Below are 15,687 nucleotides of genomic sequence, written 5' to 3' on the forward strand. Positions count from 1 at the left end.
AAGTTTAACGAACACCGTGCATTAGTTTTTTAATAACCGGAGTCATCGCTACAGAGAATAAAGCAACCACGATGGAAATGCTAGTCAACATCCAAAAGAAGTAACTCAATCCGTGTTCATTGGCGATTTTATCAATGTTTTCTCCAAACATACCCGCACCCTTCATACCAATTGCTACCGCCAAGTACCAAACACCAAACATGAAAGCGATCATGCGAGCCGGAACTAATTTACTCACATAAGACAATCCAACAGGAGAGATACACAATTCAGCCATAGTATGGAAAAGATAGACTAAAATCAACCAAATCATACTTACTGAAGCTGTTTTGGCACCAGCTTCAATTCCGCTTGCGCCAAAAGCTACACAAGCCATTCCAAGCGCTAATAATCCCATTCCGATTCCGTATTTTAAATTAGCAGAAGGATTGTATTTACTTTCCCACCATTTAGAAAACAACGGTGCTAATGAAATAATAAACAAGGAGTTTAAAGTAGAAAACCATGTAGCAGGAACTTCCGTTAATGCCGTGGTTACTTTGTCAATTTTCAATGCTTGCAAGGTTTCATCTGATAAGGATAAATATCCTGCGGTGTAATAATCTTTAGTCAACATCCAGATTGCTATTGCCCAGATAATGATAAAACTGATGCTTAGAATAATATTTGCAACAGCATACAACTTAAATGTTTGTTTGAATAATAAGAATAAAACCCAAGTAATAATTACTAAAGGTAAAATAGTAATCAATGAATTCATTACTAGGAACACTACGCTCCAATTGCCTGTTAAAACACGATCCGTATAATCACTGGCGAAAATAGTTAAACTGTTTGGTGATTGTTCAAAAATTGCCCAAAAGAAAATAGTCAGAAACGCAAAAAATGTAACTGCAATTAATTTCTCCTTAGTAATTTTAGAATATTGAGTAAATCTGTAAATCAATAATATAATAAATACAAATAATGCTGAGACAATTGCAATAGAATTTCCACTCGGTCCAAGGAAAGAAAAAACGTTTACTTTACCACCTGATATTTTAGAAGCAGGATCATTTACAAGCCATAATAATGCTAAAATAGAAGAGAAAGCAATTGCCGCTAACTGTATTGGAGTAAAAGGATTTCTTTTATCAGTGTCCAAAGCTTCCGCTTTTGCTTTACTTTCTTTACTTGGTTTCAAACCAATATCCCCAAAGATATCTTGAGACAACCAAAACTGTAACATTCCGAAGAACATGAAGATTCCGGCTAAACCAAATCCGTAAGTCCAACCTACTTTTTCACCTAAATAACCACAAAGTAAAATCCCGAAGAACGCTCCGGCATTTACACCCATGTAAAACAAAGTATATGCACCATCTTTCTTTTCAGGACGGTCTTTGTACATTTCAGATACGATGGAAGTCATATTTGGTTTAAAGAAACCATTTCCAAAAACCAACAATACCAATCCTAAATAAATTGAAAATTCAGTTTCAACGGCCATAGAAGCATGTCCTAAAGTCATTAAAGAGGCTCCAACAACAACAGCCCATCTGAAACCAATTACTTTATCGGCAAAATAACCTCCTAACATGGTTGATAAATAAACTAAACCTACGTACGAACCAAATAATGCAGAAGCATTTTCACGAGTCCATTCCCAACCGCCATCTGTAAAGGACGCAGTTAAAAATAATATTAATAAAGAACGCATTCCGTAGAATGAGAAACGCTCCCACATCTCTGTGAAAAACAAAACGAATAGTCCCGCAGGATGCCCTAAAACGGTGCTTTTAAAAAATTGATCTGTAGTATTTTGAGTCATATTATTAATTGTTTAATTCGTTATCTACTCCGTGCATTAATTTTTTTATTAGTGGCGAAAGTACTAATAGTAGCAATCCAAAACCAAGTCCTGTGTAAAATAAGTATTCAAAAAGTACTAAATAACTCTGTTTAGCCAAATTTAAATCCGGTGCTGTACCATTTGAAGTGTCAACAGAAGCGATATTCGCTAAAATAGAAGCTATAAATTCAGAACTGGCTGTTGCCAAGAACCAAACGCCCATCATGAACCCGACGATTTTTGCCGGAGATAACTTTGTCACTGCAGAAAGTCCTACCGGTGACAAACTCAATTCCCCACAAGTATGTAAAAAATAAGCTAATACTAGCCAGATCGCCGCTACTTTTCCTGCGCCAGAAAGATTTATCCCCATAACTAATGCTCCAAAGCCTAAACCAACGAAAGCTAATGCAAAAGCAAATTTCACGGCTGTATTAGGATTGTATTTTCCTAAATTTGGCCATATCCATGCAAAAACCGGAGCTAACAAAATTATAAACAACGCATTAAGACTTAAGAATTGTCCCGCAGATACTTCGTAACCAAATATAGTTCGGTCTAAAATTCTATCGGCAAATAAATTCATGGAGGTGTACGCTTGCTCAAACAATGCCCAGAAGACAATCGTAAATACAATCAAAATAGTTAAAGCAATCAATTGGTGACGTGCTTTACCATCGAGTTGCGTAACAGCATAATAAACGATATAAATAAAAGAAATTCCACCCGCAATTTTTAAAGCCCATGAAACTGCATCGTGATTTTGGACCATTTGCCAAAACAATAACGTTGACAAAACACTTCCGATGTAAATCAACCATTCATTTTTAAGTCCAAACGATTTTTTCTCTAAGAAAGATGGGTTGTTCGATTCTCCTTTTCCCATCAATAATTTTCTTCCAGAAATAAAAGTTAATAATCCAAAAAACATTCCAACTCCAGCGGCACCGAAACCATAACTCCAACCGTATTTTTCGCCAAGCCATACACATATCAGCGTAGCCATAAAAGACCCTAAGTTGATTCCCATGTAAAACAAAGTAAACCCAGAGTCTCTTCTTTTATCGCCTTTTTCATACAATTCTCCTACTAATGAAGAGATATTGGCTTTCAGAAAACCAACTCCAACAATAATTAACGATAATGAAAAGTAAAATATTTGTAATGCGGTTTCGTCCCGAGTAATTTCTCCAGTAATGGATTCTGTTGCGGCATTCCCTTCATAAGCCATTCCTATATGACCCAGCACCAACATAATACCTCCAAAAACAATCGCTTTTCTAAATCCCAGATAGCGATCCGCAATAAAGCCTCCCAAAACGGGTACTGCATAAACCAATGCTGCATAACTCCCAATTAGTAAGTTTCCAGAAGTATCCGAAAACAAATGGTACTTTGTCAGATAAAAAATCAGTAAAGCTTTCATTCCATAAAACGAAAACCGTTCCCACATTTCGGTAAAAAACAATATAAAAAGCGCTTTTGGATGTCCAAAAAACTCTTCTTTTTTCAATGCGTCGTTTGTCATAAAGCGCTGTTATAAATTTTCTTTGATAAAATTAGTCATTTTTGTATACAATTGAATTCTGGTTTTTCCACCGTAAATCCCGTGATTATTGTCCGGGTAAATTTGGGAATCAAATTGTTTATTAGCCTGAATCAAAGCTTCCATCATTTGCATGGAGTTCTGAACATGAACATTATCATCTCCTGAACCATGAATCAAAAGGAATTTTCCTTTTAATTTGTCCACGTGATTTATTGGTGAATTATCATCGTATCCACTTGTATTTTCCTGTGGTGTCTGCATGTAACGTTCCGTGTACACGCTGTCATAAAAACGCCAGTTCGTTACTGGAGCTACCGCAATTGCCATCTTGAAAACATCATTCCCTTTCAAAATACAATTAGAAGACATAAATCCCCCATAAGACCAGCCAAATATACCAATTCTAGCTTTATCCACAAATGCGTAATTTCCTATCACTTTAGCAGCGTCAATTTGGTCTTCCACTTCGTATTTTCCTAATTGCAATTGAGTCACTTTTTTGAAATCAGCTCCTTTAAAACCAGTTCCGCGTCCGTCAATACAAGCAACAATGTACCCTTGTTGTGACAACATCATGAACCAGTAATCATCGGTGCTGTTCCACTCATTGTTTACTTGTTGTGAACCCGGACCAGAATATTGGTACATAAAAACAGGATATTTTTTTGCCGGATCAAAATCTTTCGGTTTAATCATCCAAGCATTTAACTCATTCCCTTTTGCCGTTTTCAAAACAAAAAACTCTTTCGCCGGTAAATTATAGCTTTTTAGTTTTGAAGCCAATGATTCATTATTTTCAATAACTTGTATTTGTTTGCCAAATTTAGCATCGTTCAACGTATATGTCGTTGGTTGAGCCGCACTTGAAAACGTGTTGATATAGTATTGAAAATTTGGGCTGAATGTTGCCGAATTCGTTCCTGTATATTGAGATAAACGCACTTTGTTTTTTCCGTCAAGACCTATTTTGTAAACGTCTCTGTTGATAGATCCATTCTCCACCGACTGATAAAAAACAGTATTCGTCTTTTCGTCTAAACCATAATAATTAGTCACTTCCCATTTTCCTTTGGTCAGTTGATTTTTCAATTTTCCGTTTTTATCATATAAATAAATATGATTGAAACCATCTTTTTCGCTTGTCCAAATAAAACTGTTGTCTTTCAAAAAAGTCAAGTTATCCGTAACATCAACATATGCTTTATCTTTTTCGTTCAAAACTACTTTTGCAGCTCCTGAATTACCGTCGATAAACAACAAATCCAAATTATTTTGATGGCGATTCAATACCTGCGCAGACAATGTATTCGCATCATTCGTCCATTTTAATCTGGCAATATAAAAGTCGTTGTAATTACCCAGATTTATATTTTTTATCGCATTCGAATTTACATCATAAATATGTAAGGAAACCAACGCATTCTTCTCACCGGCTTTTGGATATTTAAACGTTTGCATTGTTGGATATAACTCTTTTCCAAACATTGACATCGAAAATTCAGGAACTTGACTTTCGTCAAAACGAATGTATGCCACCTTTTTGCTGTCTGCGCTCCAATCGAAAGCTTTCACAAAAGCAAATTCTTCTTCGTAAACCCAATCCGTAATACCGTTTATAATACTGTTTTTCTTTCCATCTGTAGTAATTGGAGTTGATTTATTAGAAGCTAAATCATATACATACAGATTATTTTCTTTGGCGTACGCTATCTTTTTTCCATCAGGTGAAAAAGAAGGTTCCTGAACCTGAAAATCAAACAACTTTTTTAATTTTTTACTGGCAATATCATACAAGTAATAATCCGCAGTAAACGAGTGACGGAAGATTTGATTGGTGTTGCAAGCCAATAAAATCATTTTCTCCGCAGCGTCAAAAGTGTAACTGTCAATCCCGTTTGATAGATCCTTGTGGGATTTTGTATCTATAAGTGTAGCTACTTTTTTTAATGTCGCAAAATCATACAAATCAATCTGCATGCTTCTGGACTGTCTGTCAGCATTCAAAACCGTATACTGATTTGTGTTCTTCAACGATTGCAATTCATCCATTCCCTGAGCGCGAAATGTGCCGTTATAAATTTCATCAATTGTGATTTTTTGTTGGCCAACAACCGTAAAACACAAGAATAAAAATAATGCTATAATTTTTTTTGAATACATACTATTTATTTAAAGATAAAAACCGTCAATTTTAGTGAAAAAATTACAATTAATGGTCATTTTATATGTTAAATGTAAAAAACAATATTAAAAATAACCTTTCACTGAATATAATTTGATTGTAAATAAAACGGCTAAAACCGTATCTTTGCAACTATCTACACCATAATCAATTGAGAATGAACAAGGCTATTAGCGGATTTTCTAAATTATCCAAAGAAGAAAAAATTAAATGGATTGCCAATCAATATTTTTCAACACCTACAGAAGCCGTCGCCTTGCTGAAGAACTATTGGAATTCTGATCAAAAAATACAGAAATTACACGATGAATTTATCGAAAATACGATCACCAATTTCTACATTCCGCTGGGAGTTGCTCCTAATTTCCTGATTAATGGAAAATACAGCACCATTCCCATGGCAATTGAGGAAAGTTCTGTGGTTGCCGCTGCCGCAAAAGCTGCTAAATTTTGGTCCACTCGTGGCGGGTTTAAAACAACTGTAATCAACACCGAAAAAATTGGTCAGGTTCATTTTATTTATAAAGGAGATGTTACTAAACTGAACTTATTTTTTGCCCAAAACAAAAACAAATTTTTCTCAGAAACAGAATCGATTACAACAAATATGCAGAAACGCGGTGGCGGAATTTTAGATATTATTCTAAAAGACAAAACCGATTTATTGCCTAATTATTTTCAGTTGCATGCCACTTTTGAAACCAAAGACAGCATGGGCGCTAATTTTATCAATTCGTGTTTGGAACAGTTTTCCAAAACCTTAAAAGAAGAAGCACACCACTATGATTTATTCACGGAAACAGAGAAAGACATTGAAGTAGTGATGAGTATTCTTTCGAATTACGTTCCAAATTGTATCGTAAGAGCCGAAGTTTCTTGCCCAATTACAGACTTGCAAGAAAAACACATTTTAAATCCTCAAGAATTTGCCGAGAAATTTGTGCAAGCTGTTCAAATCGCCGAAGTCGAGCCGTATCGCGCCGTAACGCACAATAAAGGAATTATGAACGGAGTAGATGCCGTAGTTTTGGCAACTGGAAATGATTTCCGTGCCGTTGAGGCAGGAATTCATGCCTATGCTTCCCGAAACGGAAAATACTCCAGTCTTTCCCATGCCAAAATCGAAAATGGCATTTTTACTTTTTGGTTGGAAATCCCTTTAGCATTAGGAACTGTAGGTGGATTGACTTCGCTGCATCCATTGGTAAAATTATCGCTTGAAATGCTAGAAAAACCATCCGCCAAGGAATTAATGCAGTTTGTAGCTGTAGCCGGTTTAGCCCAAAATTTTGCCGCTTTACGCTCCTTAACTACAACAGGAATTCAGGAAGGACACATGAAAATGCATTTGAACAACATCATCAATCAGTTTGAAGCCACTGATGAAGAACGTATTTTAATCCAGAAATATTTCAAAAAAAATACTGTTTCGCATAGCGCCGTAGTAACCTTTATTGAAAATTTAAGAAAATAACATTGATTTCCGACATCCCTGTCAAGGTTTAAAATCCTGACAGGGATTAAAATAAGACTAATGAAAAAAACATTCTACAGTAACGGAAAACTTTTAATCACAGGAGAATATCTGGTTCTCGATGGTGCAAAAGCCTTTGCATTACCCACAAAGAAGGGACAAAATCTCGTTATAGAAGATGGGAAAAACAACGAAATCAGCTGGAAAAGTTATGATTTTGATGGCAGCATTTGGTTTGAAGACACCCTTTTATTTTCTGACATTGTAAAGGAAGTCCAAACTGAAAATGACTCCGTAAAGTCAACACTTACGACCATTTTGCATGAAGCATTCAAATTAAATCCGGATTTTATTTTAAATTCAAACGGCTACACAATCACCACTGAACTTGGTTTTCCGAAAAGCTGGGGTCTGGGAACGTCGTCGACTCTGATAAATAATATTGCCCAATGGTTGCAAATCGATGCTTTTACATTGCTTAAAAACAGTTTTGGAGGCAGTGGTTACGATATTGCCTGCGCGCAAAACGACGCTCCTATTGTATATCATTTGGAAAAAGGTAATCCTATTGTTGAAAAAGTACGCTTTAATCCGGATTTTACAGACAATATTTACTTTATATATTTGAATAAAAAGCAAAGCAGCAAAAGCGCAATAGCAGCGTACAATATGAATAAAAAGAATAATCTGCCAAGTACGATTGCTATAAATGACGTGATAACCTCTGAAGTTTTGAATGCGACTACAATTCAATCTTTTGCTGCAGCAATACAAAAGCACGAAATACAAATGAGCATTATTCTGGAAACACAAACTATAAAAGAGTCTTTGTTTCCTGATTTTAATGGTGTGATAAAGAGTCTGGGAGCTTGGGGAGGTGATTTTGTGATGGCAATTGCAATTGAAAATCCAATTGACTATTTTATTTCAAAAGGATACAATACTGTAATTCCTTATGATGAAATGATATTATCCTAGTTTTTATAAATACATAACTTTAGACAAAAACTATATTAAAAACAAAATCCCGATACATTTAGCATGTATCGGGATTTTTATTGTCATTAATTACTTTTTGACTAGTAATTAAAATCTTGTCTGTTATCTTCAATTTTAGCGTTAGCTTTTAAGGCAGGAACAACTCTGTTCGCATCTGAAGCACTTTGTGCTTTCAATTTAGCAACGTATGGCGCATGGTTTTTCAATACTGGCGCTTTTAAAGTACTTTTATTTTGAACAACATATACTCCAGTATTTCCTTCAATTGGAGCAGATAATTTGTTAGCCGCTAATGCAAATGCATTTCCAACTACTTTTGGCTCTGGACCAACATTTGGCAACATCGCATTTTCCATAGTAAGACCAGTTGCTTGTTGTACCGTTCCTCCTACTGCTTTTGCAATTGCTTCAAGTGAAGAACCAGTCATTTTAGCTTTGATCAATGCTGCTTTTTTCTTGTTTTTAAGGATTGACTCTACATAAGGTCTCGCAACTGAAACGGCTACTAAACCAGATTTGTCAATACTCTTTAATTTGGCAATAACGTGACCTACATTAGCTACTTCAAATCTTTTTACAGCTCCTTCTTTAACTCCGTCTTCAAAAGCCCATCTCACGATAGTTCTTTGATTTCCTAATGTTCCAAAGTTCTCATCCATTCCTTTTACAGAGACAGCCGGAGCAACTTTAAGTCCCATATCTTTTGCAGCTTTATTAAAGTCTTTATCAGCAGCATTCATTTCTAACTTAGTTGACTGCGTAAATATTTTATCAGAAGTTGCTTCTGAAGCTTCTACTTTTTGAGCCACAGTAGCCAAACGAATTCCGTCTTGCTTATCTGTAATTTTAATAATATGAAAACCGAAATCAGTTTCAACTAAACCGACTTTACCAATCGCATTATTAAAAACAAAATCATTGAACGGCTTGACCATTTGGTTTGGACCAAAATAACCCAAATCACCACCTTGTTGTGCAGACGAATCATCCGAAGCTGTAAAAGCCAACATCATAAAGCTATCTGGATTTGCAGTTACCTGCGCCAAAATACTTTCTGCTTTTGCTTTTGCCTGTTCTTTTGTTCTTTTTTCTTTTTGATTAGGAACCTGAGTTCCTTCATAGCCAATTAAAATATGACTTGCTTTAGCATTTACACCTGGCTTCATTCCCATTGATTTAGAAATACAGTAGTAATTTCCAAAGATATATGGACCATAAACTTGACCTGGAGCAAGGTTAAACAATTTATCAGCATCTACAGCCGGTAAATCTTTTTTTGCAATGTATGTTGAATCGTAAGGAACATCTGAATTTGAATTTACGAAGTCAATTGCGTTCGTAGTAGTTCTAAATCCTGCTAAAGTATCGTTTTTACCTGTAGCTTGGTTGTACACTACACTTCCAGATAACAATGCATTAATTTTTGATTTCACATCCGCTTCATCCGCTGCAGATGCTTTGTCTTCAATCAAAACATATTCTACTTCACGGGATTCGTCTGCTTTATATTTCTTTTCATTTTTCTTCATGAAATCTACAATCTCAGAATCAGAGATTTTTACTTCACTGTCTTTTATGGTTGAATATAAACCGGCAACGTAAGCAAAGTTTACTTGGTTTGCTTCCATCTCGTATTTCATTTTACCTTCGCTTTCAGTTGTAAAAACTGCCGCTTTGATCAATGTGTTGTAGATTTGATATTTGGCATTTAAATCCGCATCTTTCTCTCTATCTTTTAAAAATTGGGCTTGTTCAGGATTAGATTTGAAATATTGTTTGAATTTGGCAACGTCAAAAACACCTGCAGCATTCAAAAACAATGGATTTCCACCAATATTTTGATCTGATTTTAAAACTTCCAATAAGTGTTTTTCCCCTACTCTAAGTCCTAATTTTTCAAATTCAGACGTCAACAAAGCGATAGAAACTTCTTGCTCCCAAACTCTGTTTGCTGCTTCAGTTGAAGTTATCCCTTGACCACCTTTTTCAACATTACTAACTTTAACTCTAAAATCCTCGAATGAAATATCTTTTCCATCGATGCTTCCTACATCTTTTGATGTACTGCTGAAACCACCACTGTTGAATATATCACCTATGATAAATGCTAATAAACAAAACCCGATAACGAGTATCAGAAGAAGTGAACGTTGTCTAATTTTTTGTAAAACTGCCATTTTATTGTTGTTAATTTATATATTCAGTTTGCGAAAATACAATTATCTAATTAATAATTATAGTAGTAGCGTTTTATTTTGCAAGAATTTTTATTTTCATAATAAAAATCACTCTTGCACACTCATTTTGACCAATTCAATTTTCTTATTTGTAGCTTCTTCAATGACAAAATGATAACAGTTTATGGTAATTACAGCTCCTTTTTGAGGAATTTCTTTTGTAAAATCGACAATGAAACCGCCAAGCGTTCCGTAAGAATCGCCTTCGGGAATCTGAAGTTTATAGGTTTGATTTAGATATTCCACATCCAAGCGAGCCGAGAAAATAAAAACACCTTCGCCCAACTCTTTTTCTATCAACTCTTCATCGGAATCATGCTCGTCTTCAATTTCACCAAAAAGTTCTTCCACAATATCCTCAATTGTAATGATCCCCGACGTTCCGCCATATTCATCCAAAACAACGGCTACACTTTTTCTCTTTTTGGTCAGCAAATTCATAGCGTCTTTTATGAATATCGTTTCAGGAACAAATTCAACCGGAATCACAATTTCCTTTATGTTACTTGGTTTTTTGAATAAATCGAAGGAATGTACATAACCAATAATATCGTCAAGCGATTTTTGGTACACCACGATTTTGGAATAGCCCGTATCAATGAACAGTTGCTTCAGTTCTTCGATCGAATCAAACACCTCAACCGCTATTATTTCGGTACGGGGACTCATCACATCCCTGGCTTTCACACCAGAAAACTCCAATGCATTTTGAAACATCAATATTTCAGAATCTACTAATTCATTATCCTCCACACTACTCATTTGTTCCGTAATATAATTGCCAAGTTCTATTTTACTAAAATATAACTGAATAGTATCGCCTTCCGTTTTTAAGAATTTCCGCAATATGAAATCAGAAATTCCTATGAAAAAAGTAGAAATAAAATAGAATAGTTTATAGAAAAGATAAGCCGGAACCGCAAAAAATTTAATAAACGAATTTGCATAAATTTGAAAAAAAACTTTAGGAAGAAACTCTGCAGTAATCAGAATAATTCCTGCCGAAATTAGAATTTGCAACAGCAGATTCACCCAATCTGAAAAATGATATCCCAAAGCTAGAAACCATCTCATCACCGCATGACTCATAAAAAAACCATAGACCACCATTGCTATAGTGTTTCCAATAAGCATGGCTACAATGAAGTTTGATGGTTTTTCAGTAAGTTTTGTAAGTATTTTTGATAGAAAGTTATCTTGTTTTTTTTCGATTTCAAGATATATTTTATTGGAGGAGACAAAGGCTATCTCCATTCCTGAAAAAAAAGCACTTAGTATTAGACACGATATGATAATACTAACTTCCATCAATTAAGAGTTTTTATTACGGTCCTCAAATTTTTTGGCAAATTTTCTTCTAAAGAAAAACATGAATATCGCCAATCCGGCTATCATGAAACTCAGCCAAAAATTCCCTGATGCAGGATCATTCAATTTAGTGACACCATCATAAATGAAATAGCCGCCAAAAACAAGATAAACGTATTGTGTGTATTTTAAATAATTCATAATATTGTATTTAATCGTTCGTTTCTACTTCGCCCGTTATTTTTTGAGAATAAATCACTTTAAAATCTTTACTGAAATCAATTCCCTGTCCGTTAGAGATTCCTTTTGGGTCCGTAAATTTAAACCTTCTTTCGGTAAAAAACCACTCGTTTTTTTGATCATAATATAACTGCTCAGTTTCCAGCGTCTGACCTTGTTCGGTGAATATTTTTACTTTTCCCTGTAAATCAATAATATTCGTGCCTTTGTAAGAAATGGCATAATTTGATTTAATAAAGGTTTTTTTATCTTTTTTATCGTACAAAGTAACGTCTATTCCTTTAGGAAATTCCGTAAAAGGAAATTCGACACTGGCATAATCCAGCATTTTAGTACTAACCAATATAGCGGTTATCCGTCCTGAATCCGTGTATTTCAGATTCACCATGTCCGCGTCACTACTTGGAACAAATTCAGAAAAGTTAATTTTTTGTACTTCTTTAAAATTACTTTCGCATCCAAAAAAGAGTGTCACAGCAAAAACTGTGACAATCCATTTAAGATAATATTTTTTGAATAAAGTCATACGTTGGACTTACAAAGAAGTTTTAGTAAAAAATCTCTTTTTAGTTGAATTTTCGTTTTTCAAACCATCTGTCGTTTAGTGAAAAACTCACACTTACATTTGCATAGTTTTCTTCGACCAATTTTGCAGCAGTTGTTCCTCTTTTACCAAATTCAAGACCTAAATTTACGTTTGAGAATGTTCCAGTCAATGGCAATCCAACTCCTAACGTTAGCGCCATATCTTCTATCGGCTCTGAATGAATTACTAAGCCCGTATTTTCAAACCTGAAACCACCACGATAAGTAATTCTTTTGGCATAATTTGAAAATGAATTGTAATTTGGAATATAATAACCACCAATACTGTATTTTGAATGTTTCTCGTAAGTAACATTATTAAGTGAATTGTAATTATTATTCAGCGAACCAGCCTCTTGAAATGTGTATCCAACACCTACCAACCATTTTCTGGTTTCGCCAAAACCTGCCTGCGCATTATATTTACTTGGTATTTTCAAATTCTTTTCTGTCTTTACATCGCCAAGAACGTCAACAATAACCAAATCAAAATTTGAACCGTAAAGTGCCGTAGCTATATTTCTGGTGTTTTCAGCTTTTAATGTGCTTTCTAAAGCGTAATTCAAACTACTGAAAAAAGATACTTTTTTGTTAATTTTAGTTTGGTACATCATCCCAAGATTAAAATTTACTCCTGATAAATCTACCGAATTTAACTCTCGTGTACCAATAGAAATATCAGTAATATACTCAAAATTATTAGTCTCAATTTTTCCGAAATTATAATTCACATCGGCACCAATACTAAAATTGGGAGCTATTTTAAAACCTATACCAAAAAAAGCTTTATTCAAACCACCTGATCCGTTAAATCGTCTGTTGTTTTGTGCTGGATCTTCTGACACAGATGAAATTTTATACCCAACAGAAGAATAAGGAATCAAACCAAAACCAACTCCAAATTTACCTAATGGCAAACCTATTCCAAGATAATCTAAGGTTGATCTGCGCGCATTTGATGATTCAGTATCGGTTTTCAATTTTGTAGTTGCGTATGTACCACCCAAAGTAAAGGTAGTCAACTTTAAATGTGCAAAACTCGCCGGATTTTGTAAGTTCATATGAATACTATCTTGTTCGATAGCGATTTCTCCCATAGAACGGTTTTCAAGTGTTCCTCTAAACCGTACATCTCCAATTCCGTAGAAGGAATATGGAGACGCTGTTCCTTCCTGTGCAAAAGACACTAATGATAAAAGCAAACATGCGCTTATTAGAATTTTTTTAATCATTTTTGATTTTATATTGAAATGTTTGGTTCAAACTTTCCAACAGAAAATTTGAATTGGCAAATATGGTATTTTTTAATCGTATAGCCAAAAAATCTGTGTCGCCCCCCGTTAAAATTATTATAAAATTTGAATATCTCGCTTTATATTCATCGATAAAACCGTCAATCTCATAAACGAAACCATTTACCACACCCGAATGAATCGATTCAGACGTAGATGTTCCTATTAGATCTCTTGGACTTTCTAATGACAACAAAGGAAGTTTCGCCGTAAAATTGTGTAACGATTCATAACGCAATCGCAATCCTGGCGCAATCGCTCCGCCTAAATAATTATTTTTATCATCAATAAAATCATAGGTAACACAGGTTCCCGCATCAATAACCAATCGATTCTGATTGGGAAACCGAAGCGTGGCTCCTGCAGCCAGAACCATCCGGTCAATCCCTAAAGTTTTAGGAGTCGCATAAGAGTTATGGAACGGAAAAGAATCTTCATGAGACAGAAAATGCACATTCAAAACATTACTATATTCTAAAAATGACTGTTTTTCGACATCTCCAACTGACGAAACAACTATATCAGTAATTTTTTTGAAATTTTTTAAAATATTTTGAATATTTTTTTGAAGTTCTATTTTCGAAAAAACAAAAATTTCAAAAAGGGTAGTATCCTCAAAGACAGCTGCTTTAATTCGGGTATTTCCAACGTCGATAACTAAAATCATAATTTGGTTTTTGATGTTGCGAAGGTACGAATTGATTTTTTTTAAAAAATGTTTTGGATAAACTAAAAATCATTCTATATTTGCACCCGCAAACAAGTTCATCGAACTCCTACTAAAATAAGAGCAAAGTGAGATAATAGCGAGGTACCTTAGCTCAGATGGTAGAGCAATGGACTGAAAATCCATGTGTCCCTGGTTCGATCCCTGGAGGTACCACAAAACCCGAATAGAAATATTCGGGTTTTTTCTTTTTAATCTATTTTTGAAAATGCATCGTCTTAATATTTTCTATTAAAAATCAGTTAATAAATTATATATTGGAGAAACGCACAACAGTAATGAAAGTATTATAAAAACACAATGAGCATCTTTACTCAGACTCATTTACAAAAAATGCTAATGATTGGGAAGTAGTTATTCTCATTAATTGCACGAACAAAAAAGAAGCCACTTTTCTACAAAAATCTATAAAGGAAATGAAAAGCAGAATTTTTATCGAAAAAATCATCGGCAATTCGTCCACTCTGACACATTTTTTAAAATACCCTACATTTTCCCAAATCAAAAATTTACATTAAAGATAGGTGAGAATTTTCAGTTTTTAAACTACCGCCGCAGCCCAAAACCTTTTCTTTAATTTCAAAAAAAGCGCACGTTTTGATTTGTTTTGAAGAATTATTTCACCAAAACCGCCTTGGATTCTGAAAATCAAACGTTTTCTACAAAGTACTTTACTTTACTAAAAACGCACCAATAATTGAACAAAAATAAAGGGTTCGTATTTTTTTTCTAATATTTTTGCGAAATTCAAATAACAATAGTTGCTAAATTACTATATTTATGCAAAATTTATATATATGGAGATTTTAACCTGCCCCAAATGCCAGAGCAATCACATTATAAAAAGCGGCATAATCAATAGTAAACAAAGGTACTTATGTAAAAAATGCAATTACTTCTTTACGGTCAATAAAATTGGAAAAAAGATAGATGATTATTATGTTACCAAAGCATTGCAACTCTATCTCGAGGGTTTGAGTTTTCGTGAAATAGAACGAATCATCGGGGTTTCCCATGTTACGGTAAGCAACTGGGTAAAAACCTTTAACATAAAAAAACCATCACACGCCAACTACCACCCTACCTATAAGATTTTAAGCCATTTAGAACTTATTGAATATATAAAAAACAAAGAGCTATTGTCCGGGGCTGGAATGATTATAACGGAGCTTGGTGATAAGTTTATGCTCATTAAATGGGAGCGATTCAAAGATTAACTATATACTTTACACATAAATATATCTAAATTTTTTTTCACAATAA

12 protein-coding genes and 1 tRNA gene are annotated in these 15,687 nt (G+C 34.4%); 4 read left to right on the top strand and 9 right to left on the bottom strand.

Annotated elements, in window-relative coordinates; all coding sequences use genetic code 11:
* Nucleotides 1-4: 4 nt before the first annotated feature.
* The 3 genes from ACP7AQ_RS00465 to ACP7AQ_RS00475 are packed head-to-tail and all read right to left on the bottom strand — an operon-like array spanning nucleotide 5 to nucleotide 5,540.
* The gene (locus ACP7AQ_RS00465) at nucleotides 5-1,810 is read right to left on the bottom strand and encodes a peptide MFS transporter (protein ID WP_426093945.1); all 1,806 of its coding nucleotides are present in this window, start codon (nucleotides 1,808-1,810) and stop codon (nucleotides 5-7) included.
* A gap of 4 nt (nucleotides 1,811-1,814) precedes the next feature.
* Entirely contained in the window at nucleotides 1,815-3,359 is a 1,545-nt protein-coding gene (locus ACP7AQ_RS00470; RefSeq protein ID WP_426093947.1) for a peptide MFS transporter, read from the bottom strand.
* A 9-nt stretch (nucleotides 3,360-3,368) separates the two neighbouring features.
* Nucleotides 3,369-5,540: a S9 family peptidase gene (locus ACP7AQ_RS00475; protein WP_426093949.1), complete on the bottom strand. Its 2,172-nt coding sequence runs from the start codon at nucleotides 5,538-5,540 to the stop codon at nucleotides 3,369-3,371.
* A 179-nt stretch (nucleotides 5,541-5,719) separates the two neighbouring features.
* Between ACP7AQ_RS00475 and ACP7AQ_RS00480 the strand changes: the two genes are divergently transcribed.
* On the top strand, nucleotides 5,720-7,036 hold the full coding sequence (locus ACP7AQ_RS00480; protein ID WP_426093951.1) for a hydroxymethylglutaryl-CoA reductase, degradative: 1,317 nt from the start codon (nucleotides 5,720-5,722) through the stop codon (nucleotides 7,034-7,036).
* Between the two features lie 60 nt (nucleotides 7,037-7,096).
* Nucleotides 7,097-8,014, top strand: coding sequence for a GYDIA family GHMP kinase (locus ACP7AQ_RS00485; RefSeq protein WP_426064496.1), 918 nt, complete (start codon nucleotides 7,097-7,099; stop codon nucleotides 8,012-8,014).
* A 101-nt stretch (nucleotides 8,015-8,115) separates the two neighbouring features.
* Here the strand turns inward: ACP7AQ_RS00485 and ACP7AQ_RS00490 are convergent, their stop codons facing one another.
* The 6 genes from ACP7AQ_RS00490 to ACP7AQ_RS00515 form a co-directional block, all read right to left on the bottom strand.
* Entirely contained in the window at nucleotides 8,116-10,212 is a 2,097-nt protein-coding gene (locus tag ACP7AQ_RS00490; RefSeq protein ID WP_426093953.1) for a peptidylprolyl isomerase, read from the bottom strand.
* A gap of 108 nt (nucleotides 10,213-10,320) precedes the next feature.
* Nucleotides 10,321-11,580: a hemolysin family protein gene (locus ACP7AQ_RS00495; protein WP_426093955.1), complete on the bottom strand. Its 1,260-nt coding sequence runs from the start codon at nucleotides 11,578-11,580 to the stop codon at nucleotides 10,321-10,323.
* 3 nt (nucleotides 11,581-11,583) lie between these two features.
* A complete protein-coding gene (locus tag ACP7AQ_RS00500; protein ID WP_426093957.1) occupies nucleotides 11,584-11,781 on the bottom strand; it encodes a hypothetical protein in 198 nt (65 codons plus the stop codon).
* A 10-nt stretch (nucleotides 11,782-11,791) separates the two neighbouring features.
* Nucleotides 11,792-12,346: an LPS export ABC transporter periplasmic protein LptC gene (lptC, locus tag ACP7AQ_RS00505; protein ID WP_426090335.1), complete on the bottom strand. Its 555-nt coding sequence runs from the start codon at nucleotides 12,344-12,346 to the stop codon at nucleotides 11,792-11,794.
* A gap of 40 nt (nucleotides 12,347-12,386) precedes the next feature.
* Nucleotides 12,387-13,637: a hypothetical protein gene (locus ACP7AQ_RS00510; RefSeq protein ID WP_426093959.1), complete on the bottom strand. Its 1,251-nt coding sequence runs from the start codon at nucleotides 13,635-13,637 to the stop codon at nucleotides 12,387-12,389.
* Nucleotides 13,630-14,364 (bottom strand): type III pantothenate kinase, encoded by a 735-nt coding sequence (locus tag ACP7AQ_RS00515; protein WP_426064502.1) that lies wholly within the window; start codon nucleotides 14,362-14,364, stop codon nucleotides 13,630-13,632. The genes ACP7AQ_RS00510 and ACP7AQ_RS00515 overlap by 8 nt, the downstream gene beginning before the upstream one ends.
* A 143-nt stretch (nucleotides 14,365-14,507) precedes the next feature.
* Here ACP7AQ_RS00515 and ACP7AQ_RS00520 point away from each other — a divergent pair.
* Together ACP7AQ_RS00520 and ACP7AQ_RS00525 are read left to right on the top strand one after the other, a co-directional pair.
* A tRNA-Phe gene (locus ACP7AQ_RS00520) sits at nucleotides 14,508-14,580 on the top strand.
* A 641-nt stretch (nucleotides 14,581-15,221) separates the two neighbouring features.
* Nucleotides 15,222-15,641, top strand: a complete 420-nt coding sequence (locus ACP7AQ_RS00525; RefSeq protein WP_091204322.1) for an IS1/IS1595 family N-terminal zinc-binding domain-containing protein — start codon at nucleotides 15,222-15,224, stop codon at nucleotides 15,639-15,641.
* Nucleotides 15,642-15,687: the final 46 nt, after the last annotated feature.

The sequence above is a fragment of the Flavobacterium sp. DSR2-3-3 genome (assembly GCF_049896585.1).
In the GTDB taxonomy this organism is placed as follows: Bacteria; Bacteroidota; Bacteroidia; order Flavobacteriales; family Flavobacteriaceae; genus Flavobacterium.

Bases quoted from the DNA above. Each gene is read 5' to 3' on its own strand.
- ACP7AQ_RS00465 (WP_426093945.1), bottom strand. From the start codon at position 1,810: ATGACTCAAAATACTACAGATCAATTTTTTAAAAGCACCGTTTTAGGG.
- ACP7AQ_RS00470 (WP_426093947.1), bottom strand. From the start codon at position 3,359: ATGACAAACGACGCATTGAAAAAAGAAGAGTTTTTTGGACATCCAAAA.
- ACP7AQ_RS00475 (WP_426093949.1), bottom strand. From the start codon at position 5,540: ATGTATTCAAAAAAAATTATAGCATTATTTTTATTCTTGTGTTTTACG.
- ACP7AQ_RS00480 (WP_426093951.1), top strand. From the start codon at position 5,720: ATGAACAAGGCTATTAGCGGATTTTCTAAATTATCCAAAGAAGAAAAA.
- ACP7AQ_RS00485 (WP_426064496.1), top strand. From the start codon at position 7,097: ATGAAAAAAACATTCTACAGTAACGGAAAACTTTTAATCACAGGAGAA.
- ACP7AQ_RS00490 (WP_426093953.1), bottom strand. From the start codon at position 10,212: ATGGCAGTTTTACAAAAAATTAGACAACGTTCACTTCTTCTGATACTC.
- ACP7AQ_RS00495 (WP_426093955.1), bottom strand. From the start codon at position 11,580: ATGGAAGTTAGTATTATCATATCGTGTCTAATACTAAGTGCTTTTTTT.
- ACP7AQ_RS00500 (WP_426093957.1), bottom strand. From the start codon at position 11,781: ATGAATTATTTAAAATACACACAATACGTTTATCTTGTTTTTGGCGGC.
- lptC (WP_426090335.1), bottom strand. From the start codon at position 12,346: ATGACTTTATTCAAAAAATATTATCTTAAATGGATTGTCACAGTTTTT.
- ACP7AQ_RS00510 (WP_426093959.1), bottom strand. From the start codon at position 13,637: ATGATTAAAAAAATTCTAATAAGCGCATGTTTGCTTTTATCATTAGTG.
- ACP7AQ_RS00515 (WP_426064502.1), bottom strand. From the start codon at position 14,364: ATGATTTTAGTTATCGACGTTGGAAATACCCGAATTAAAGCAGCTGTC.
- ACP7AQ_RS00525 (WP_091204322.1), top strand. From the start codon at position 15,222: ATGGAGATTTTAACCTGCCCCAAATGCCAGAGCAATCACATTATAAAA.